This is a genomic window from Prevotella mikamonis (genome assembly GCF_055381405.1).
The window spans coordinates 676,131-699,900 of sequence record NZ_AP035785.1 but is presented as its reverse complement, the minus strand read 5'-3'; the positions used below and the strand labels follow the sequence as shown (position 1 = coordinate 699,900).

Sequence of the window (23,770 nt, the reverse complement as noted above, 5' to 3'; positions counted from 1 at the left end):
CATATTTTTTAATTCAAGCCACTTAATTCTGAGAAAAGTTGTACTTTTGCCAAAAATAAAAAGAGATACTATCAAGTTATCTACAGACGCTTCGACTATAATGAGAAAAACTTTCATACATTTTTTATGGGGACTATTGGCTACAGGAGTCATCGCATGTGTTCTGGCCTTCACTGCCATTTGGAATGGTTGGATAGGCTATATGCCGCCAATAGACGATTTACAGAATCCCATCAACCGCTTTGCCACACAAGTGTTTTCATCTGATGGTAAAGTTATCGGAACTTGGAATATCAACAAAGAGAACCGCATTGTCGTTCCTTATTCCAAAATATCTCCCAATCTGGTCAAGGCTCTGGTCGCCACCGAAGATGCACGTTTCTACGACCATTCCGGTATAGATTTCATTGCCCTAGGGCGCGCTGTCATCAAGCGCGGATTGTTAGGGCAAACCTCTGCAGGTGGTGGTTCTACCATTACGCAGCAGTTGGCCAAGCAATTATTCTCCGATGTTGCCCACAGCACATTGGAACGCGTACTCCAGAAACCGATAGAGTGGGTGATAGCAGTCAAACTGGAGCGCAATTACACCAAAGAGGAAATCATAGCACTCTATCTTAATTATTTCGATTTCCTGCACAATGCTGTCGGTATCAAGACTGCATCAAACACCTATTTTGATAAAGAGCCTAGTAATCTTACCGTGTCTGAAGCTGCCACCCTTATCGGGCTGTGCAAAAATCCGTCACTATTCAATCCTGTCAGATATCCGGAACGGTGTGTGGAGCGCAGAAATGTGGTACTTTCACAGATGCAAAAAGCGGGTTATTTATCCACTGCCGAATACCATCAATATAGCGACGAACCATTGGCATTGAACTTTCACCGCATGGACCACAAGGATGGTACGGCAACCTATTTCCGCGATTTCCTTCGCAGATATATGATGGCCTCTCAGCCCAACATCAACGATTATCCTTCGTGGAACAAGCAGCAATACACCATCGACTCCATCACATGGGCCAACGACCCTTTGTATGGGTGGTGCAACAAGAATTACAAGAAAGACGGAACACCCTATAATGTCTATTCCGATGGCCTGAAAGTATATACCACCATCGACAGTCGAATGCAGCAATATGCAGAAGAGGCTATGTATGGACATGTGGCTCAATATCTGCAAAAGGAGTTTGACAAGACCAATCGGAGTAATCCCGACGCCCCATTCTCCGGCGATTTGACCAAACAACAGGTCAAAGACATCATGCGAAGAGCTGTTCGCCAGAGCGAGCGTTATCGCATGTTGAAGGCTCGTGGTGCTACCGATGCAGAGATAGACGAGTCTTTCCGCACCAAGACAGAGATGACTGTCTTCACCTATCATGGCGACATAGACACGCTCATGAGTCCGCTAGACTCCATCCGATACAACAAATCGTTCCTACGTGCCGGCTTCATGAGCATGGACCCGAAGAATGGCTATGTGAAGGCCTATGTGGGGGGAATGGACTTCACACACTTCATGTACGATATGGTGACTGGCGGCAGAAGGCAAGTTGGGTCTACCATCAAGCCCTTCCTCTATGCCTTGGGTATGGAAAATGGTTTCTCTCCCTGCGACCAAGCACCCAATGTGCAGCATACTTATATGGTGGCAGGCCGCCCATGGACACCGAGAAACACCAGTAGAAGCAGATATGGCCAAATGGTAACGCTGAAATGGGGACTCTCTCAGTCTAACAACTGGATTTCTGCCTATCTGATGTCCAAGCTCAACCCGCAACAGTTTGTTTCCACACTTCATGATTTCGGAATCAACAACCCGGATATTCACCCTTCCATGTCGCTGTGTCTCGGCCCTTGCGATGTGAGCGTGGCCGAGATGGTTAGTGCTTATACCACATTTGCCAACCACGGTATCAGAACTTCACCTTTATTCGTTACCAGAATAGAAGATAACGAAGGTAATGTCATTGCCCGCTTCCAACCTCGAATGAACGAGGTGATTAGTGCAGAGAGTGCCAACAAGATGCTTGTCCTTCTGCAAGCTGTTGTGGATGGAGGTACAGCCGGACGCCTACGCTACAAGTACAATATTGAAGGCGAGATAGGGGGCAAAACCGGTACTACCAATAACAACAGCGACGCATGGTTTGTAGGATTCACTCCCCAACTGGTGAGCGGTGTATGGGTAGGTGGCGAAGACCGCGACATCCACTTCAAGAACATGCAGATGGGGCAGGGTGCAACCATGGCACTTCCTATCTGGGCTTACTACATGAAAAAGGTATATAGAGACCGCAGTCTGGGCTACGATACCCAATCTAAATTCGGTTTGCCTGAGGGCTATAACCCTTGTGCCAATATAGCCGAAGAACAACCGAACGGCATAGATGAAGTGTTTGAATAATGGGGGAAAACCTGTCACTTTGCTGCAAAGCCTAGGCAACAAAACTGCAAAGCCTTAACAGCATTGCTGACTCACCATAACAGCAACGCTGTTAAGGCTTTGCAGTAAATTCATAGAATAATGTCACTAAGCATCATGGTTTGACATTAAGCAAACAACTTAATAATATACCTCATCTCCACCTTTACCAAAATATCTACTGCAAGTTCTAAAATGGCTAATCATCATAGACTATACCGCAAAGCTTGTATAGAGATGATAGATTAAAGTGGACTCGACAAATTAAAAAATGTTCAAAAAACTAGTGGACTTCATCTGCCATCAAGAAAATTTCTGTAACTTTGTTTTCGGTCAATATAACGATGATTTACTTGTAAAATTTTAGTAGCCAGAAGGTAATAAGTCCATAGATGTAATGGTGAAATATCCTTCAAAAAAATCATTCAATTAATGGGGAACAGAGCATGCAGAATAAAAGAATATTAGTAATAGTGCTATTCTTTTTGTGTTTATCTTATAGTTATGCACAAAACGCAAAAATCACTATGCACCAAAGAAACTATCTGCACAATGATAGTATATCCTTCGAAATACAAAATATAGATTCATTAGAACTTAATATCAAAATTCGTGTAGAGAGATACACCGCAAAAGGATATATTCTGTTTTCTGAAAATATTTTTGATGACGGTCTTATTCAGCAGAATCGGATAAATGAAAAATGAAGATGTTCTACAAAATATTAAGTTTTAACATATTAATTATTCTCTCATGTCTGTCATGTAGCAATAGGGAGCAAAGTATAAGTAATGCTATAATGAATGATGTGACTTTAATGAAAGATACCATAATTTCATATGATTTAGAAAATATCAGTTCGGAAGGGGCGGAGGCTATTGTTGCATACAAAAATAGAATTGCGAGCAAAGCAACAATTAATATTTATGGTGAGACAGGAAAAATCATTATAACATACTCATTTAAAAAGAATATAATTTCTGTTCAAGAAGAAATTATTTCGTATGCCCCCCTACTTAATGAAGATTCCTTGATGGTTATTCCAATATCTAAAATTAGCTACTTTATAGACTACAAAGGGCATTTGAAAGGGGAAAAAGGAATAAGCTATACTGATATATTTAAGAATTTTATAGAAATAGTACCATTGAATATTTAGTGATTGTAAAATAAAAAGATGATGAAGATAAAAGAAGTCAAGAATATAATAAAAGGGGGCTTTTTAATACAAACGGCCAAAGATAACAGTTTGATGTATCAAATCAGTAATAATACTTTTATAAATAATAAAAGCTATCATTATGTAGCTCGTTTCGAGCAACATACTTTGAACGATACTTTGTATGTGAATAATTTAAAACATACCGTATATAAATTTGACTCTCAAACAAAGGAATTACTTCCCTATATCACTCATGGAAAAGGATGGGTGGAAGGTGTTACACCTAATGGATATATATTAGCTAATTACAACAAGGAAAAGAAATTGAGAGAGTATACATGTATTCGTAATGATAATAATATATGGGAATTGGAATCTCCTTTTGAATCTTTTTCCTTATTCAAGCAATATGCACTTGCATGGAAAGGGAAAAGAGAATATGCAAATACATGCCAGCTAATCGACTTGGAGACAGGAAAAGTAATGTGGGAGAAAGAATATACAGAAGCTCATATAGACTTAGTTATTCCTTTTGAAGATAAGATAGTCATAGAATGGTGCACAGAATTATCATCTGACAAAAAAGATAAGATTATTTGTGTAGAGATTCCGTCAGGTAAAGTCTTATGGGAAAATTCTACAAGTGGAAATTATAAAAAATATGGAAAAAATAGACTTGTGAGTTTTTGGTCACATTATTCAACGGTTGGACCATCCAAAAACCATAATCAATACGCAGAGATTGATACTGAGACGGGTGAGGTATATATTCATAAATTTGAAAACTATAATAAAGAAGTCTTCACAACTATGGTTTATAAAGACTATCTCTTTTATGCTTATCATTCCGACAACTCAGAATATTCAGACAGAATGGGAGTCGGCATTATTGATTTGCGGACACATGAAATGATCCAAGAATACGACATCGACTTCACTCGTGGAGATTGCAACTATATAAAAAGCATGGGCGTTTACAAAGGCGACCTTTACGTGGAAGTGGAGACAGAAGTGAATCATAGCGACATTCATGTATTCGAATTGGAAGAGGAATAAACTCATGCAGAAAAAATATTCATATAATTTCACTGCTGTCCCGTTTAACCGAGACTAAATCTTTATAAGTTGTTAATATTAAATGTTTTACTTCAATAGTATTGTGTATTCGATGTGATTTTGCACTTTTGCATGCCTAACCAGATTAGGCAGCAATGAACAAAGGAAAGACCATATTCGCTCAGCTCATGTCACTCATTCCAGAACGTGATTTCAAAAACTGCGTAGATCGTTATAAAGGTGACTATCGCACAAGGAACTTTCCTGTCGGGACCAGTTCTTGGTGATGTGTTACACACAATTGACCAGCCGCGAGAGTCTGCGTGATATTGAAAATTGCCTTACAGGATTGTCCACTCACCTTTATCATTGTGTCATCAGCTACGCAGTTCCACGCGATATTTCAAGTACAAGAGCATTTAATTTATTAAACCTTGGAAATGAAATATTAATGAAGATAGAAAAACTATTTATTGATCACAGCAAAGAAATTCCAACAGTACTAAAATTGGTATACTTTCCTAAAACAGGTAAATTCGAAAGTAATTTTGGCTATGAAAGGAACTTTTCACATTCTACAGCTAAAACAGCTCAAGATATTTATGAGGAATGGTATCATACTATGCTGTTTGGGAGCCGCACCATATAGAACAAGCTGGAGGAAAAGATAAGTTTCTTAATAAGCGAAATGAAATAATCGGAAAAATAATGCTTATGTACATAGATACACACTCTACCATTGGAGACATGGTAAATGGGGATGTTACGTCCCCATGCACGCTTCCAATGTCCAGCTACAAAGTATATTTCTCCACAAACTGATTGAATTCCGACATATAGCCATTAAAGACATTGATGTCGACCTCACCCTTAATGCCCTTTACCCGTCCGTCCGGACTTAATTGCCAGTAAACCAACCTGACGTCGGGCTTGTATTCGCCGTAACGAGCAATCCACACTTGATAATCGCGCTTGATGTCAGGCGCTTCTTTCAAATACCTGTTAACAAACGACTGACTGATATAAAGTATCGGCTTCTGATGCGTATGCTTACCTACAATGCGCAACCAAGTACGGACACGATCAAACAAGACCGCAGTACCACCCATCTTCTGAATCTGTGCATGGGATGGCTCTACATCTAATACAGGTGGAAAATCTCCGTTCCGGAAAAGCGTGTGTTTCAAAAAATACAGAGCTTGCAACCGGGCATCCGACGTAGTAGAAAAGAAATGGTAAGCCCCAACATGATAACCGTATCTATGGGCCTCGATGTAATCAGACCGATAGAACTTGTTACGAACTGTAATTCCCTCGGTACTTTTAATATATACATAGGATATGGGATAGTCGACATACCCTTGAATACGTTTTTGGCTGAGACTTCCTAAATGGGTGATACGTAGATTGCGCCAGTCTATACCGTATCGTTTCTTTCCAATAATGTGCTGATGCTTGGATATATCAATACCATAAATACGCTCAGAGGTATAGGTCACTCGTTCTCCCTTAAATATTCCATTCCGCCATTCGCCGGCTCTTAAGGAATGATGGGCTGTCATTCCAACCCCAAAGCCATCTTGTCGATCGTTCAGCCAATGACCTTCGTAGTACGAACCGTCCTTACCCTGATATACCCCGTGCCCAGAGGCTTGTCCTAAACGATTGAACCGTCCTGTATATACACCGGCAGAATCTTGACGACTACCTTCAACCAGTGTATCATTTTCCCACATGGCAATGTAGCGTCTCCCCATAGAATCTGTAAATTCCCCATGCCCCTGTCGCTTATCGGCAGCCCACTCACCTTTATATACCACGCTATCATGATGCAATAAGAGACCATAGCCTGAATATGCCCCGTTGACAATACCGCCGATATAGGTAGTATCGCCTTTCTGGACTGTATTGACATGACCGGTTGAGAGCTTGTTGCACCCACTAAGGGAAACTGCGACAAAGATGCTAATAATTATTATCGAACTCTTCATTTGAATATCTCTTTAACAGCAACGCTATGCCTGTTCAATTTCATACCAACCAAATTGCCCGAACTTGTAAGAACAGGTGCTCCATAGTCGCCCAATACCGTCGGGACTGGTAAGGAATCACCACTGCTTAATGAAAGCACTCCCTGACCGAACTTATCTGAATATGGCAACAGGCTGATAGCAAAAATATCTTTTGGGGTCTTCTTGTCAGTAGTCTGCATCAATGCAATGCGTCCATCAGCTCCATACTTGATTACCGAGCATCCGACAGGAATAGATTTCTTCGGTGAATTGACACCGGCATAGAACTTATCGTACCTTTCTATGGCAAGGTTTTGGCTTGATTCATATTTTAGAAGTAATTGCAGGACGCGCTGAATCGTATCAATCCGTGAATGGGTTATCGTAGCATGTTTTACAACCACATCATATCCTTCGTCTTTTACCCCGTGAACTTTCAAATAATATCTATATTCATCTCTTTGCCCATTAAGCATCTTGAGCATTGATTGTAAATAGCTGATTTCCTTTTTTACAATCTGTATTGCCTCCCGGTGTTGATAGCGTGACTTTACGGAATCCATACCAACAATCATCCTACCATTGCAGAAAGGAAAGGCCCACGAGGGCTTTACCCAGAATCCATAATACCAATCTACATCCATAATCATGGAATCCTTGTTCCATGTAGGATGCTCCAAGAGGGAATCACCGCGAAGTGAAGCAAAATAAAGAATGGGAGATTGGTCAGCAGACAATGTGAAACAGGAAACTCTTTTCACCTTCACCAGTGCTGATGTCAATTCACGTTCGTTTCCAGGCCAACACAGGATAATCATAAAAACTACCCATACCAATATAATCAGGATGGGAATACATACAATCCATAATGAGCGTTTCATCTTTCTCGTCATATGCGGATATGGTAATACGTGCTAAATAATATGCAAAGTTAGTCTAAAAATAAGACATATCTCTTAATTGAAGAGAAAAGTTCCGCCATATATTTTTTTCGATATATAATATTTGTAGTAAAGCATATTTTTGATTACTTTTGTCACGTAATCAATTTACTTAAATAATCAATAAGATGAAACAGACAATATTGGTAACAGGTGGTACGGGATTTATAGGTTCTCACACTACTGTTGAATTGCAGCAAGCAGGTTATGAAGTAGTCATTGTGGACAACCTTTCCAACTCTAAAATCGAGGTCCTTGACGGTATCGAAAAGATTACCGGTATACGTCCTCAATTCGAACATGTGGATCTTACGGACTATGAAGCAACGGAAAAGGTATTCCAGAAGTATCCTAAGATTGAAGGTATCATTCATTTCGCTGCGTCGAAAGCTGTAGGAGAGAGTGTAGAGAAACCATTGATGTACTATCGAAATAATGTTATTTCCTTGGTTAACTTGCTGGAACTGATGCCGAAATACAATGTCAAAGGTATTATCTTCTCCTCCAGTTGTACCGTCTACGGACAACCGTCTGCCGAAAATTTACCCGTATCAGAATCAGCACCTATCCAGAAGGCTTTATCTCCTTATGGAAATACCAAACAGATAAACGAAGAGATTATCCAGGACTATATTCACAGTGGAGCAGCTGTTAAGAGTATTATCTTACGCTATTTCAACCCAATCGGCGCGCATCCGTCTGCCTTGATTGGCGAGCTGCCTAATGGAACGCCCAACAACTTGATTCCTTTTGTAACACAAACTGCTATCGGAGTCAGAAAGGAAATTACCATCTTTGGAAATGATTATTCTACACCCGATGGAACATGTATCCGTGATTACATCTATGTGGTAGATTTGGCAAAAGCTCACGTAAAGGCAATGGAACGTGTGCTGGAAAAAGAAACAGAGCCATTGGAATACTTCAATGTCGGAACTGGCAAAGGTGAGTCTACCTTGGAAATCGTACAAGGATTTGAAAAAGCCACAGGTGTCAAACTGAATTGGAAGTTCGGACCACGCCGCGAAGGAGATATTGAAAAAGTATGGGGAGATGTCCGTAAAGCCAATGAAGTTCTAGGTTGGAAGGCCGACACTCCACTGGAAGACGTACTGGCAAGTGCGTGGAAATGGCAACAAAAGCTACGTGAAGACGGAATAATGTAAAGGGTTTGAGATAACGCACGTGTGTTAATAATAATTAACACCGCATTTCTATTCGGTGCAAAGTAGTTTTTAGAACAGAAAAAGAATTATCTTTGCACCGCTATTACGAGTTGATAGCATAAAATTCAAACCTTATAATAAACAAATTAAATGTCAACAAAAATCAGATTACAGCGCGGCGGTCGTAAAGGTTATGCTTTCTACGGTATTGTTATCGCTGACGCTCGTGCACCACGTGATGGTAAATTTACTGAAAAGATTGGTACTTACAATCCTAACACCAATCCTGCTACTGTAGATTTGAATTTCGAACGTGCCCTCTATTGGGTAGAAACAGGTGCTCAACCAACAGACACCGTACGTACTATTTTGAAGAATGAGGGCGTGTACCTCATGAAGCACCTTCGTGGTGGCGTGAAGAAAGGCGCTTTCGATGAAGCTGCTGCTCAGCAGAAGTTTGAAGCTTGGAAGAACGAAAAGGTTCAAGGTACAGACGCTGCACGTGCTAAGGTTGCAGAAGCTAAGAAGAGTTCAGCAGCTGCTGCATTAGAAGCAGAGAAGAAAGCTAATGAAGCTATCGCAAAGAAAGTCGCTGAAAAGAAAGCTGCTTTGGCAGCAGAGGCACAAGCTGCTGAAGCTACAGCTGAAGAAGCAACAGAGACTGCTGCTGAAGAAGCTGCTCCTGCTGAAGCTTAATTACTGGTTTAGAAGTAATATCAAAAAGAGGGTAGAAGGATATTCTTTCTACTCTCTTTCTTTTTTGTATGTCTTTTCTTATTTTAATAGAGGCAAAATCCTTTTTATACTTTTTTAGTCTCTCTCTTTCGCCACTCTTCTATTATTGTTGTAATTTTGCGTAACATAATATATCAAAATAACACTATGGCAGAATCTATTGATATTCGGGAATTAAACATAAGAATTGAGCAACAAAGCGGGTTTATAACAAACCTAGTACATGGTATGGACCGAGTGATAGTGGGGCAGAAACATCTGGTAGACTGTCTCCTTATCTCCTTACTCAGCGATGGACACATTTTGCTGGAAGGTGTACCGGGACTAGCCAAGACATTGGCCATCAAAACTCTTTCCCAATTAATTGATGCAGATTTCAGCAGAATACAGTTTACTCCAGACTTGCTTCCCGCAGATGTCATCGGAACGATGATCTACTCCCAAAAAGAAGAGAAATTCCAGGTGAAGAAAGGTCCTGTCTTTGCTAACTTTATCCTTGCAGACGAAATTAACCGCGCACCGGCTAAAGTGCAAAGTGCTTTACTGGAAGCCATGCAGGAGCATCAGGTGACCATCGGTGACAACACTTTTAAACTGCCAAATCCATTCTTAGTAATGGCTACGCAGAACCCTATTGAACAAGAAGGTACTTATCAATTGCCGGAAGCACAGGTTGATAGATTTATGCTGAAAGTGGTTATCAACTATCCTACTATAGAAGAAGAGAAGTTAATTATTCGTGACAACCTGTCATCAGAATGGGGAACCGTGTCACCGGTAACTTCACTGGAAGACATTATAAGGGCACGCGCCATCGTCAATCAAGTCTACATCGACGATAAAATCACCCAATATATTGCAGACATTGTATTTGCAACCAGATTTCCAGAAAGATATCAGCTGTCGGAATTGAAAGACTTAATCACATTCGGTGGTAGCCCCAGAGCTAGTATCAACTTGGCAAAGGCTGCACGCGCCTACGCTTTTATCAAGCATCGCGGATATGTCGTTCCAGAAGATGTAAGAGCTGTTGTACATGATGTCATGAGGCATCGCATCGGGCTCAGCTACGAAGCCGAAGCCAACAACATTTCTACAGAGGAAATCGTATCTAAGATTATTAATAAGGTGGAAGTTCCATAAATGAACTTCACCATTATAATCTGGGAGATTTATCAATAATAGAACTCATTTTGGAAACTCGCGATATTCTTAAAAAAGTTAGACGGATTGAGATAAAGACCAAAGGTCTGAGTCAAAACATCTTTGCCGGACAATATCATTCCGCCTTTAAAGGCAGGGGCATGGCATTCTCTGAGGTCAGGGAATACCAGTTCGGAGATGATGTCCGTGACATTGATTGGAACGTCACGGCACGCTTTCATCATCCATATATCAAAGTGTTCGAAGAAGAACGGGAGATGACAGCCATGCTACTAATTGATGTATCCGGCAGTTTGGAGTTTGGAACACAGGTTCAGATGAAGCGAGATTTGGCTACAGAAATTGCTGCGACATTGGCATTTAGCGCTATTCAAAACAATGACAAGATTGGAGCAATATTTTTCTCTGATAAAATAGAAAAATACATTCCGCCCCAAAAAGGCAGGAAACACATTTTATTTATTATCAGAGAAATGTTAGACTTCCATCCACAAAGTCGCAGGACAGATATATCATTTGCGCTTTCCAACTTCTCACGGATGATGAAACATAGAACCACAGCCTTCATGATAAGTGATTTCTATGATAGAAAATCATTTGAGAAAGAATTGCTCATAGCAAGTAGGAGGCATGATGTCGTAGCTATTCAAGTTTATGACCAACGTGCAAAAGTCTTACCCAATATAGGTTTGATAAATGTTGTTGATGCTGAAACAGGACATGAAATGTTGATAGACACCAACTCCAAACTTGTAAGAAATGCTCATACACAATATTGGAATCAAAGACAAGATGGGTTAAAACAACTTTTCGCAAAAGGAAAGGTAGATTGGATTTCTGTAGCAACGGATGAAGATTACGTAAAATCTCTTATGTACCTGTTTAAGCAAAGAAATTGATTATGTACGCTTGGATGAAAAATATCATATTGAGTATAATTTGCATTGTACTTCTCCCGATTTCGGTGTTTGGACAAATACAAGTTGTCCAGAAGATTGACTCCATATCTATCTTAATCGGGGAACAAGCACATTTAACTGTGGACATTACAGCTCCAAAAGGAAGTAAAGTCAACTTTCCAAAGCTTATGTCTGCAAAGCAAATCGTTCCTGGTTTGGAGATAATAGATTCACAGCCGACGATACTCTCTGATATGGATAACAATCAATGCAAGTATTCAAAGACAATAACACTGACAGCCTTTTCAGAAAAGTTGTATGCCATTCCTGCATTGAAGGTTCAAGTAAATGGAAAGAACTTTCAAGGCAATCCGCTTGCACTTAAGGTATTGACTGTTGACGTAGATACCCTTCATCCAAACAAGTTTTATCCACCGAAAGATGTACAGAGCAATCCTTTCATGTGGAGCGAATGGTCTCCTCTGTTTTTCTTGAGCATATTATTGGTATTACTATGTATATCAACTATATACCTATATGTAAGACTCAAGCAGAACAAACCGATTATCACGGAGATAAAGATAATCAAACATATACCTCCACATCAAAAAGCTCTCCATGAAATAGAGAAGATAAAGTCTGACAAGATGGATATCTCAGAAAATGTGAAAGAATATTATACCAAATTGACAGATACTTTGAGATTGTATATCCAAGAACGCTTTGGATTCAATGCAATGGAAATGACGAGCACAGAAATTATTTCCCAACTACGCAATACTGGAGATCAGGTAATGTTGGACGAACTCCACAGCTTGTTCGAAACAGCCGACTTAGTAAAATTCGCTAAATACTCGACACTCATTAATGAGAACGACTTGAACTTAGTCAATGCTGTGAACTTTATAGATAGTACCAAGCAGAATATTGAACCGAAAGAGGAGCGTATTGTACCTCAATTAACGGAAAACGAACTGGAATCTAAGAAACAACGCATCATTATCAAAACAACTATCGGTGTTGTGTCAGGATTTGCCGTGATTCTCTTCGGGTATATTATTTATGCAATTTATCAATTAATAGGCTGATATGGAATTTGCAAGTAAGGAATATTTTGTATTACTGATACTGCTGATACCATATATTTTATGGTATTTCTTATACAGGAAGAATTCTGAACCGACCTTACGAATGAGCGAGACATTCGCTTATCAATATATTCGCAAGAGTTGGAGAATGCGGCTTATACATGCTCCTATGATATTAAGGTGTATAACTTTCACACTAATTGTCTTTGCAATGGCAAGACCACAAACCCATAATTCTTGGAACAACAAATCTGTAGAAGGAATTGATATCATGATGGCCATGGACGTATCAACCTCTATGCTCGCAGAAGACTTGAAGCCCAATCGTATAGAAGCTGCCAAGAATGTCGCTGCAGAATTCATAGCTGACCGTCCCAACGACAATATAGGTTTGACCATCTTTGCAGGAGAAGCATTTACACAATGCCCAATGACTACAGACCATGCTTCTTTAGCCAATCTCTTACATAATGTTAGGACCGATATAGCTGCCAGAGGACTTATTTCCGATGGAACAGCAGTAGGCATGGGCTTGGCAAATGCTGTTTCTCGACTCAAAGATTCAAAAGCTAAAAGCAAGGTGGTTATTTTGTTAACAGACGGTAGTAACAATATGGGTGATTTATCACCTATGACTTCAGCTCAAATTGCAAAAAGTTTGGGAATAAGAGTATATACAATCGGAGTGGGTACAAATAAAGTAGCACCTTATCCCATGAATGTTGCCGGTAGAGTGCAATATGTCAATGTGCCTGTAGAAATTGATACCAAGACTTTGCGGGATATTGCAATGACAACAGACGGCAATTTCTACAGAGCTACCAATAATAACGAGCTAAAGCAAATTTATAAAGATATTGATAAACTGGAAAAGACAAAGATGGATGTCAAACAATTCTCAAAAAGGTATGAGGCATTCCAACCTTTCGTCCTATTTGCATTCATATTCCTATTATTGGAAATGACAACTCGCTATCTGATATTAAGGAAACTTCCTTAAGAATGCTAACTTAAACAGGCTGAATCCAAATGATTAGATTTGAAGACCCTACATATTTATGGCTTTTACTCATAATTCCCGTTTTGCTTTTATGGCAAATCGTTATATGGAAGCAACGTAAAGCCAAGATGAAAAATTTTGGTGACCTAGCACTTATCAAGCAGTTATCGCCAAATTACTCCAAGCTACGCCCACGTGTAAAATTCTGGATATTATGTACATCATTATGTATATTAGTATTGATGTTGGCTCGCCCACTGATGGGTACGAAAATAAGTCACGAAAAGCGCCAGGGAATAGAAACTATCATTGCATTGGATATTAGTAATTCGATGACTGCAGAAGATGTAGCACCTTCACGCTTAGCCAAGAGTAAGTTACTTATAGAGAATTTGGTTGACCATTTCACTAATGACAAAATAGGCTTAGTTGTTTTTGCAGGAGACGCATTTGTACAATTACCCGTTACAAGTGATTATGTTTCTGCCAAGATGTTTCTACAGAACATAGATCCATCACTCATCTCAACACAGGGTACCAATATTGCCGAAGCTATTAAAATAGCTACAAATAGTTTCTCACAACAATCACATGCAGGAAAGGCTATTATAGTGATTACAGATGGCGAGGACCATGAGGGAGGAGCAACAGAGGCTGCAAAAGGTGCTCGGCAAAAAGGTATAAACGTCTTTATTCTTGGCATTGGCGACCCAAAGGGTGCACCTATTCCATTAAAAGACGGTGGTTATCTAAAGGATAATACCGGAAATACAGTCATGACTGCTTTAAATGAAGACATGTGTCGACAGATTGCCGAGGCTGGGAGTGGAACATATATACATGTGGACAATACAAGTGATGCTCAAGAGAAACTCAATTCAGAACTAACTAAGTTGCAGACAGGTGAAACCGACTCTATTATATACAGCCAATATGCCGAACAATTTCAAGCCTTTGGTATCATCCTACTTATCCTGTTAATAGTAGAAGTTTGTATATTCAATGCCAGGAATCGACATATAAGGTCGTTCCATCTGTTTAAAAGAGAACGTAAATGAAAATAAAGAAATTAGCTTTATGCTGCTTGCTATGTATCATCGGAAATAGTTACGTACATGCACAGGCAGATAGAAAAAATATTCGTAAAGGAAATAAGGAATTTCATGCAGAACAATATGTTCAGGCTGAAGTTTCATATAGGAAAGCTATATCTCAAAATCCACGTAATGCACAAGCGATATACAATTTAGGAAATACATTACTAGCACAGCAAAAAGATTCTGCTGCCATCGTGCAATTTGAGAATGCAGGGAAATTAGAGACAAATAAGCTTCGCAAATCTAAATCATATCATAATATCGGTATCATTTGCCAAAAACGTCAAATGTACGCCGAGGCCATTGAAGCATATAAGGAAAGCCTGCGAAATAATCCCTCAGACAATGAAACTAGATATAATTTAGCTCTTTGCCAAAGATTATTAAAAAATCAACCTCCCAAAAATAACCAACAGAATCAAAATAAAAAGAATAGGGACAAAGACAAACAAAATAACAACAATAAACAAGATAAAGATAAACAGGACAAATCTAAAAAAGATAGCCCAAACAATCAGAGTATGAGTAAAAGTAATGCAGAGCAACTTCTAAACGCAGCAATGCAACAAGAAGAAAATACTCAACAACGTTTAAAGAAAGCTATGCAACAACCAAAATCTAAACAATTACAGAAGAATTGGTAAAAGATTTAGCCTTATAAATATATAATAAAGATACTTAATGAGTAAGAGATTTTCTTTTTTTATAAGCTTATTCTACATCATATTGTGGAACACACAAAGTGTTGCACAAACAATTTCTGTTTCAGTTCCACATCAGGTGGCTGTCGGAGAGAATTTCAGACTTTCCTATACTATCCCTACACAAGATGTAGATGACTTTAGAGCAGGCAATATACCGTCTGCACTCGAAGTATTAGCAGGCCCATACACATCTTCTCAATCTAGTTATCAGATTAGTAGCAATGGACGAGCTAGCAGTTCCTCATCCACAACATATACATACACTTTGTATGCTGCTAAAAACGGAACATATACAATCCCCCCAGCAATAGCCATCATCAATGGGAAGAAATATGTTTCACGTGCTGCAAAGGTGGAGGTTTCAGGACATACTAGAAACACAACAACTCCCCAGATGCACGAAGATAACAATTCTCAAATGCGTAGTTCAGGATCTCGTATATCGGGTAATGACCTGTTTATTAAGGTAAGTGCAAATAAGAGAGTGGTCCATGAGCAAGAACCGATATTGCTGACTTACAAGGTATATACCTTACTTGACTTGACACAGTTGGAGGGAAAAATGCCTGACTTGACCGGATTTCATACGCAAGAGATTAAACTACCACAGCAGAAAAACTTTCATGTAGAAAATGTAAACGGTAAAAATTATAGATGCGTTACATGGAGTCAATATGTCATGTATCCCCAGATAACAGGAAAATTAACGATTCCTAGCATTACTTTCAAAGGGATTGTTGTGCAGCAGAACAGAAATGTTGACCCTCTGGAAGCCTTCTTTAATGGTGGTTCTGGATATGTAGAAGTCAAAAGAAATATAGTTGCTCCAAGTATTGGCGTACAAGTGTTGCCACTACCGGCACGCCCTGCAAATTTTTCCGGTGGGGTGGGAACTTTCAAAATTTCGGCCCAACTGAATAAAAACCAAATCAAAACAGGAGAACCTATTCAACTACGTATATCCATTAGCGGAGTGGGCAATTTGAAATTGATTAAGCAACCAGAAATCAAGCTACCAAAAGACTTTGACAAGTATGCTCCGAAGGTTACAGATAAGACCCAACTCACTGCTCAGGGAGTGGAGGGTAGTATGATTTATGATTATATCATCGTACCAAGAAATGTCGGACAATATGATATTCCACCAGTAGAATTTGTTTATTACGACACTCCTTCAAATTCATATAGAACAATTTCAACTCAACCCTTCAAGTTAAATGTAACAAAAGGCAATGGAGCAACTAATACTGTATCCAACTTTAGTGCAAAAGAAAATGACATCAGAGAGATTAAACGTGGAAATGTTGACTCCTACGACATTCATCAATCATTCTTTGAATCTACGACCTATTGGCTATTGATTATATTACCGATTGGAACATTCGGCATATTACTCTTTGCCTTTAGAAAAAGAGCAAAAGAAAATGCAGATGTTATCGGCGCAAAAGGTAAGAAAGCGAACAAGGTTGCTAACAAGAGACTAAAGAAGGCAAAAGGCCTAATGGAGTTGGGCAATCATCACGAATTTTATGATGAGGTCCTGAAAGCCCTTTGGGGGTATGTCGGAGATAAGATGAACATTCCTGTTGAAGAATTGTCTCGCGAGAACATTTCAGAAAAATTGCAAACCTATCATGTCGACCATGCGACAATATCAATGTTCATTTCTGCCATAGATGAATGTGAATATGAACGTTATGCTCCTGGAGACGTAGCAGGCAATATGAATAAAACATTTGATGCAGCCATGACAGCCATCATGGATATTGAAAACGTAATGAATAAAAAGCAGAAACATTATACACCTTTTATTGTATGGGCTATTTTTCTTGGCTCATTGCTACCGACTATGGCAATAGCTGCAAACAAGAATATAGCAGACAAAGCATATCTAGCAGGCGATTACCAGTCAGCTATCAAAGAATACACCCAATTAATAAAGACCCATAAAAATGCAATACTCTATTATAATCTTGGAAATGCCTACTATCGTACCAACGATATTACACACGCCGTATTATTCTATGAGCGAGCCTTGCAATTAGAACCAGGTAATAAGGATATACGCTTTAACCTACAATTTGCACGAAGCAAGACTATTGATAAAATTGGAGATGATAATGAAATGTTCTTTATTACTTGGTACAAGTCCTGTGTCAATTTCACAAGTGTAGACAATTGGGCATATATTTCAATTGTAATGCTAATCTGTTTTTTGACATTCTTCTTATTGTATCTATTCTCAGAAAGAATGATTCTCCGAAAGAGTGGATTCTATGCTTCCCTCTGCTGCTTATGTATCTGTATCATAAGTATTGTTTTTTCTTACCAACAGAAATATAATCTACAGCATTCAACGGGTGCTATAGTAATGACTTCTTCAGCAGCAGTATATAAAACACCTACACAAAATAATGCAGCCCAATTTACCATTCATGAAGGAACCAAAGTTGATTTGCTAGATCAAGGCATGAAGGGATGGGCTAATATCAAATTAGCCGATGGACGTGAGGGTTGGATACTCGCAACGACTATAGAAAAGATATAATACGCCTAGCTCATGGATTTCAGTGCTATCAATCATATTGATATAAATATATTGCATTGCTTAAATGGCAGTGACAATCTATTATTAGATCATTTCATGCAATATTCAACACTAGGCTATACTTGGATTCCATTATACCTAGCCATATTCTTTCTTGTTGTTAAAAACAATGAGACCATGTTGCAAATCGGTATAACAGTATTGGGCATTCTTTTTGGAGTTCTTTTAACCAGCGGAACTGACAACTTACTAGTCAAACCCCTCATAGAACGTATACGCCCTATCAATGATCCTTATGTCAAATATACACTAGACATTTTGAAAGGAGTAAGCGAGAAAGATTATAGCTTTTTCTCTGCACATGCAGCTAACACTTTTGCTATAGCCACCTTTATTTGTTGCTTAACCCGAAGTCTGTCTCTCAGTATCATCATGTTTTCGTGGGCTATTTTGAATTCTATAACGCGTCTATATCTCGGAGTACATTATCCAAGTGATGTTTGCACAGGCATATTGTGGGGAATCCTTGCAGGATTTCTCAGTTATCGCGCATATCACTATATATACTATAAATATTCACCAAAGATTAATTATATATCGTCACAATACACATCTACAGGATACGGTCATGAAGATATTGATGCTGTCATATCAGTTTTCACCATGTCACTAGTCATCCTATTAATCTTATCCGTTATATAAGACTATGCAGACAAAGAATATTCAAATCAGTGATTATACATACAATTTGCCAGATGAGAAAATTGCAAAATTTCCCATCACTCCACGTGACCATAGCAAGTTGCTAGTATATAACCATGGTACTATAAAACAAGACCATTTCTACAATATTTCCCATTGGCTACCCCAAAAAGCTTTGATGGTATACAACAACACTAAAGTGATTCAAGCTCGAATACACTTTCGCAAATCCACTGGAGCATTAATAGAAGTCTTCCTATTAGAACCTGCAAAACCAGCTGACTATGAACAGATGTTTCAGTCTGTAGGTAGATGTTCATGGATTTGCATGGTAGGCAATCTGAAGAAATGGAAAACCGGAACTCTGGAGCGTGAATTTGAAATCCGTGGATGTAAGTTCACTTTGAAGGCTACCCGAAGAGAATTTGATGCAGAACATACCTTACATTCTTCCTTCAAAACTCCTAGTGCAGGCTATTGGATAGATTTCGAGTGGGATAACACTGAAGGTATTAGCTTTTCTGAAATACTACAGGTGGTAGGAGAATTACCGATCCCCCCATATCTGAATCGTGAAACGGAAGAAAGCGACAAAACAACGTATCAGACAGTATATAGCAAGATTATGGGAAGTGTGGCTGCTCCAACAGCAGGTTTACACTTTACGGATCGTGTATTAGAATCTATCAATAAACTTGGAGTTGAGACCGAAGAATTGACATTGCATGTAGGTGCTGGGACGTTTAAACCAGTAAAACAGGCGGAGATTAAAGAACACGAAATGCACACAGAATTTATATGTGTACATAAACAGACACTTGCCAAACTACTAGAACATGACTGCAAAACCATTGCTGTTGGCACGACAAGTGTCAGGACATTGGAAAGTCTCTACTATATGGGAGTCAAACTTGAGAACAACAAAGACTTAACAGAGGAGCAACTACATGTATTTCAATGGGAACCCTATGAGCATGGAGCAGAAGGTGGACTCATCAATCAAATTACCCCTCAAAAAGCCCTTCAAAATATTCTTGACTACCTAGAAGAGAATGAACTGAATGCTCTCCACAGCAGTACACAAATAATCATAGCCCCTGGTTATGAATATAAATATGTCAAAATGCTCATTACCAATTTCCATCAACCACAAAGCACATTGCTTTTACTTGTAAGTGCCTTTGTAAAGGGAGATTGGAAGCCAATCTATGACTATGCTTTATCACATGATTTTCGCTTTTTAAGTTATGGTGATAGCAGTTTATTAATTCCGTAATTCACATAGAATACATCATTTATGAAAATAGGAGATAAAGTTAGATTTCTGAACGATATTAGCGGTGGAACCATTGCCGGATTTCAGGGACATGATATTGTCTTAGTCGAAGACGAAGATGGTTTCCAAATACCAGTATCGAAAGCCGATATCGTGGTCACAAACATGGATGACTACAGTACTGCTAAAGCCATCAAACTAAAAACAAAAGCTTTAGAAAAAAAACAAAAGCAAGAACAGGAGGGCGAGTATGAATATCATAGTATCAAAGCCTTACTTCACGACGAAGAAGATGTTGATACTACTGATGATGACGACTTGGCAGAAGAAAGAGAAATTACCTTTAAGCAACCTATTGAAGAACGGGAAGGTGGGGACTTGCTCAATTTATATTTGGCATTCGTACCCAAAGATAAATTGAGTATAACACAAACCTCTTTCAAAGTCTATTTAGTCAACGATTGTAACTATTATGTACAATGTGCTTATGCTTCCTGCCAAGAGAATAATTACAATCTACGATTTCAAGGCGAAATAGCGCCCAACACCCAAATACTGATTGAAGAGTTAGAACGTGAGACCATCAATGATATATCTCGCATATCACTCCAAGCATTCTTTTTCAAAAGAGATAAAACATATATTGGCAAGCCATCCTTCGACATTCGGCAGAAGATAGATCCTGTTAAATTCTACAAGAGCCATACTTTTATTGAAAATGATTTCTTTGATTCGCCTGCATTATTATATCACTTGATCCATGATGATGAGCCACTTACTATGCCTACGGTAAAGACAACAAACAGCCCGGAAGTTGTAGGAAACAAGGACTCCCATGATACTGCAAGGCAAAACAAACGATTTATCAGTAAGAAAGATGCTGATATTGTTGTCGTAGATTTACATGCCCATGAATTATTAGATACAACGGCAGGAATGAAACCAGAAGATATACGAAATTATCAGATGGAGAAATTCAATGAAATCATGAATCACTACAAGAATCGCCAAGGCCAAAAGATTGTATTCATACATGGGAAGGGAAATGGCGTGTTAAGACAATCAATCCTTCATGAATTAAATTATAAATATAAGAAAGTACAATACCAAGACGCGTCGTTTCTGGAATACGGCTATGGGGCAACGCAAGTTATAATCAAATGAATAGTATCATATCATGAATTACGGTTTTATCAAAGTGGCCACAGCAATACCAAGTGTTCTGGTGGGCGACACAAAATATAATACAGAGCATCTCATCTCAACCATTTTTCAGGCAGAGAACGAAGGTGTTGAAATCATTGTCTTTCCAGAATTGTCGGTAACTGGATATAGCTGCCAAGATTTATTCCGTCAGCAATTATTGCTTGATATGGCAGAAGAAAACATTTCTCAATTACTCTATGCAACAAGCAAGCTCGATATTATCAGCATTATCGGAGCTCCTGTTTGTGTCGGAGACTTGTTACTTAACTGTGCCATTGTGATTCAACAAGGGTATATACTAGGTATCATCCCTAAGACATATCTACCTAATTATAATGAGTTTTATGAGAAACGATGGTTTGCATCTTCACAAGACTTACATGATACAACTATTCAATATGCAGGACAAAGTATACTGGTAACATCGACCCCTCAACTATTTCAAACTACAGACGGCGTAAAATTTGGTGTTGAAATATGTGAAGACGTATGGGCTCCCATCCCGCCTAGTAATCAATTAGCAGTATTTGGAGCCGACGTAATATTCAACCTATCTGCTAGCAACGATCTGCTAGGCAAACATCAATATTTAATGGCGTTACTAAGGCAACAGAGTGCAAGAACTATTTCCGGCTATATATATAGCAGTTGTGGCTATGGTGAAAGTACACAAGACCTAGTGTACGGTGGAAATGCTATCATCTTTGAGAATGGAACTCTATTGACAGAGGCTGACAGATTTTCATTATCTTCCCAGATGATGACCGCGCAGATAGATGTAGAACGTCTACGTGCAGAGCGACGTAATAATTCCACTTTTATAAATGCACAACGACCGGTTATGCACGAAAGTGCACCAATCAAGAGAATCATCCATTGTAGAGAGATTACTCCACAGCCATTCACTTTGACCAGAAAGATAGATCCACAGCCGTTTATTCCACACGAAGAGAATTTAGAAGCTGCTTGCGAAGAAATCCTAAACATACAAGTCATGGGACTAGCCAAGCGCCTACAGCATACCCATAGCCAACGTGTCGTTATCGGTATCAGTGGTGGCCTTGACTCTACGTTAGCACTTCTTGTATGTATCAAGACCTTTGATAAGTTAGGACTAGACAGAAAAGGCATCCTTGGTGTCACCATGCCTGGATTTGGTACAACAGACCGTACCTATAATAATGCACTACATCTGATGCAAGAACTTGGAATTGAAATCCGAGAAATCAATATTGCCAATGCCGTTATACAACATTTCAAAGATATAGGGCATCATATAGAAATACACGACATCACATACGAAAATGCCCAAGCTCGCGAGCGCACTCAAATCCTCATGGATTTAAGTAATCAAGTTGGGGGACTGGTCATTGGTACGGGTGACTTGTCTGAATTGGCATTAGGATGGGCAACCTATAACGGAGACCATATGAGTATGTATGGAGTGAATGCCAGTGTCCCTAAGACAATGATTAAATCTCTGGTAAAATATGTTGCAACAACATTAGAGCAAACTACCCATGACACTCTGTTGGATATCATCAATACGCCCATTAGTCCAGAACTTACACCAGCAGATGAATCCGGTAATATCAAGCAAAAGACTGAAGACTTAGTTGGACCGTATGAGTTACACGATTTCTTTCTGTACTATTTCCTAAGATTCGGATTCTCTCCCAAAAAGATTTATCTATTGGCATGTCAAGCATTCAAGCCGGAACAATACTCTCCTGATACAATAAAACATTGGCTAAGAGTATTCCATCACAGGTTCTTCACACAGCAATTTAAGCGTAGTTGTCTGCCTGACGGTCCGAAAGTTGGAAGTGTGAGTCTCAGTCCAAGAGGAGATTGGCGTATGCCCAGTGATGCCGTAAACAGGCTGTGGTTACAGGAATGTGAAGAATTGTAACTTTAAAGATGATGAGTGCCGATAGACACTCTACATATCTGTTGTATGCGGACGAAACATATCGCGTCCACATACAACAGATATATGTTCAGACAGTTGAACCCTTAAATATTGAATAAGAGGAATTCTTGTATGAAAACACTATCTGGAAAACTTTTGCTTCAACCTTTTCCATCCTTCAACGCCCAATATCGTTAGTCCGCCATATTGGAAAGTCTTTGCCAAACCGAAAAAGATAACCCAAAGTATTCCTTTTAACGAAGCAGAAATAGGAAGAGCCATTTGTGCAAAAGATATAATGTAGCATGGTATGCACATCAGCAATACACATACCCCCGTCTTAAAAGATAACTTCTGAAGCCACAATTTAATACGAATCAGTATAGATTTCATAGACAATATAAAAATAGGAGACAAATGTTATATGTGTTTATCTCCTATATGAATATTATTTTAAATTTAAGCTGTATACAACCATCCGACAAATGCAACGATGATAAGTGCAAGTATCACTAAACATGCAAAAAGCACATTAGCCAACATCTTTCTTCTCATCTTTGCCCTAGTTTCTTCTGTTATTCCATGATGATGACGATGGCTGCCACTATGGTGATGGTGATGGTGTGAATTACTCTTCTGTTCCGAATCTTTATATCTATTTTCCATAATTCTTT

General features: G+C 39.0%; 21 protein-coding genes and 1 pseudogene. 18 read left to right on the top strand and 4 right to left on the bottom strand.

The genetic code is table 11. The features are described 5' to 3' along the window. Positions 1–100: 100 nt before the first annotated feature. The 5 genes and pseudogenes from ACZ42L_RS03030 (at position 101) to ACZ42L_RS03010 (ending at position 5,295) form a co-directional block, all read left to right on the top strand. Positions 101–2,410, top strand: coding sequence for a transglycosylase domain-containing protein (locus ACZ42L_RS03030; RefSeq protein WP_464703495.1), 2,310 nt, complete (start codon positions 101–103; stop codon positions 2,408–2,410). 835 nt (positions 2,411–3,245) lie between these two features. Continuing rightward, a complete protein-coding gene (locus ACZ42L_RS03025; protein ID WP_464703494.1) occupies positions 3,246–3,587 on the top strand; it encodes a hypothetical protein in 342 nt (113 codons plus the stop codon). A gap of 18 nt (positions 3,588–3,605) precedes the next feature. Continuing rightward, a complete protein-coding gene (locus ACZ42L_RS03020) occupies positions 3,606–4,646 on the top strand; it encodes a hypothetical protein (protein ID WP_464716571.1) in 1,041 nt (346 codons plus the stop codon). 155 nt (positions 4,647–4,801) lie between these two features. Further along, positions 4,802–5,004 (top strand): annotated as a pseudogene (locus ACZ42L_RS03015) (DUF4372 domain-containing protein); the annotation flags it as partial. A gap of 93 nt (positions 5,005–5,097) precedes the next feature. Continuing rightward, positions 5,098–5,295 (top strand): hypothetical protein, encoded by a 198-nt coding sequence (locus ACZ42L_RS03010; RefSeq protein WP_464701714.1) that lies wholly within the window; start codon positions 5,098–5,100, stop codon positions 5,293–5,295. Between the two features lie 145 nt (positions 5,296–5,440). Here ACZ42L_RS03010 and ACZ42L_RS03005 read toward each other — a convergent pair whose 3' ends face one another. Then, entirely contained in the window at positions 5,441–6,637 is a 1,197-nt protein-coding gene (locus ACZ42L_RS03005; protein WP_464700636.1) for a GH25 family lysozyme, read from the bottom strand. Further along, on the bottom strand, positions 6,634–7,539 hold the full coding sequence (locus tag ACZ42L_RS03000) for a hypothetical protein (RefSeq protein ID WP_464700634.1): 906 nt from the start codon (positions 7,537–7,539) through the stop codon (positions 6,634–6,636). Before ACZ42L_RS03000 ends, ACZ42L_RS03005 begins: the two co-directional genes overlap by 4 nt. Positions 7,540–7,727: 188 nt before the next feature. On the opposite strand from ACZ42L_RS03000, the gene galE reads away from it, so the two are divergent. From galE to ACZ42L_RS02935, 13 genes are all read left to right on the top strand, one after another. Then, positions 7,728–8,765 (top strand): UDP-glucose 4-epimerase GalE, encoded by a 1,038-nt coding sequence (galE, locus tag ACZ42L_RS02995; protein WP_464706630.1) that lies wholly within the window; start codon positions 7,728–7,730, stop codon positions 8,763–8,765. A gap of 150 nt (positions 8,766–8,915) precedes the next feature. Continuing rightward, on the top strand, positions 8,916–9,461 hold the full coding sequence (locus tag ACZ42L_RS02990; protein ID WP_464716570.1) for a 30S ribosomal protein S16: 546 nt from the start codon (positions 8,916–8,918) through the stop codon (positions 9,459–9,461). A gap of 186 nt (positions 9,462–9,647) precedes the next feature. Then, on the top strand, positions 9,648–10,643 hold the full coding sequence (locus ACZ42L_RS02985; protein ID WP_464700628.1) for an AAA family ATPase: 996 nt from the start codon (positions 9,648–9,650) through the stop codon (positions 10,641–10,643). Positions 10,644–10,693: 50 nt separating this feature from the next. After that, entirely contained in the window at positions 10,694–11,563 is an 870-nt protein-coding gene (locus tag ACZ42L_RS02980) for a DUF58 domain-containing protein (protein ID WP_464700626.1), read from the top strand. A gap of 14 nt (positions 11,564–11,577) precedes the next feature. Further along, positions 11,578–12,651, top strand: a complete 1,074-nt coding sequence (locus tag ACZ42L_RS02975; RefSeq protein ID WP_464716569.1) for a BatD family protein — start codon at positions 11,578–11,580, stop codon at positions 12,649–12,651. A 1-nt stretch (position 12,652) separates the two neighbouring features. Then, the gene (locus ACZ42L_RS02970) at positions 12,653–13,651 is read left to right on the top strand and encodes a vWA domain-containing protein (protein WP_464716568.1); all 999 of its coding nucleotides are present in this window, start codon (positions 12,653–12,655) and stop codon (positions 13,649–13,651) included. 29 nt (positions 13,652–13,680) lie between these two features. Then, a complete protein-coding gene (locus ACZ42L_RS02965; protein WP_464700620.1) occupies positions 13,681–14,709 on the top strand; it encodes a VWA domain-containing protein in 1,029 nt (342 codons plus the stop codon). Further along, the gene (locus ACZ42L_RS02960; RefSeq protein WP_464700618.1) at positions 14,706–15,392 is read left to right on the top strand and encodes a tetratricopeptide repeat protein; all 687 of its coding nucleotides are present in this window, start codon (positions 14,706–14,708) and stop codon (positions 15,390–15,392) included. Before ACZ42L_RS02965 ends, ACZ42L_RS02960 begins: the two co-directional genes overlap by 4 nt. 37 nt (positions 15,393–15,429) lie before the next feature. After that, complete coding sequence (locus tag ACZ42L_RS02955; protein WP_464716567.1) at positions 15,430–18,000, top strand: BatD family protein; 2,571 nt, start codon at positions 15,430–15,432, stop codon at positions 17,998–18,000. 12 nt (positions 18,001–18,012) lie between these two features. Further along, a complete protein-coding gene (locus ACZ42L_RS02950; RefSeq protein WP_464703489.1) occupies positions 18,013–18,702 on the top strand; it encodes a phosphatase PAP2 family protein in 690 nt (229 codons plus the stop codon). Between the two features lie 4 nt (positions 18,703–18,706). Beyond that, positions 18,707–19,978: an S-adenosylmethionine:tRNA ribosyltransferase-isomerase gene (locus ACZ42L_RS02945; protein ID WP_464716566.1), complete on the top strand. Its 1,272-nt coding sequence runs from the start codon at positions 18,707–18,709 to the stop codon at positions 19,976–19,978. Between the two features lie 21 nt (positions 19,979–19,999). Then, a complete protein-coding gene (locus ACZ42L_RS02940) occupies positions 20,000–21,142 on the top strand; it encodes a DUF2027 domain-containing protein (RefSeq protein WP_464716565.1) in 1,143 nt (380 codons plus the stop codon). A gap of 13 nt (positions 21,143–21,155) precedes the next feature. After that, positions 21,156–23,096 (top strand): NAD(+) synthase, encoded by a 1,941-nt coding sequence (locus ACZ42L_RS02935; RefSeq protein ID WP_464716564.1) that lies wholly within the window; start codon positions 21,156–21,158, stop codon positions 23,094–23,096. Positions 23,097–23,237: 141 nt separating this feature from the next. Here the strand turns inward: ACZ42L_RS02935 and ACZ42L_RS02930 are convergent, their stop codons facing one another. Together ACZ42L_RS02930 and ACZ42L_RS02925 are read right to left on the bottom strand one after the other, a co-directional pair. Beyond that, a complete protein-coding gene (locus tag ACZ42L_RS02930; protein ID WP_464716563.1) occupies positions 23,238–23,489 on the bottom strand; it encodes a hypothetical protein in 252 nt (83 codons plus the stop codon). Between the two features lie 66 nt (positions 23,490–23,555). Beyond that, positions 23,556–23,762: a hypothetical protein gene (locus tag ACZ42L_RS02925; RefSeq protein ID WP_464716562.1), complete on the bottom strand. Its 207-nt coding sequence runs from the start codon at positions 23,760–23,762 to the stop codon at positions 23,556–23,558. Positions 23,763–23,770 lie beyond the last annotated feature (8 nt).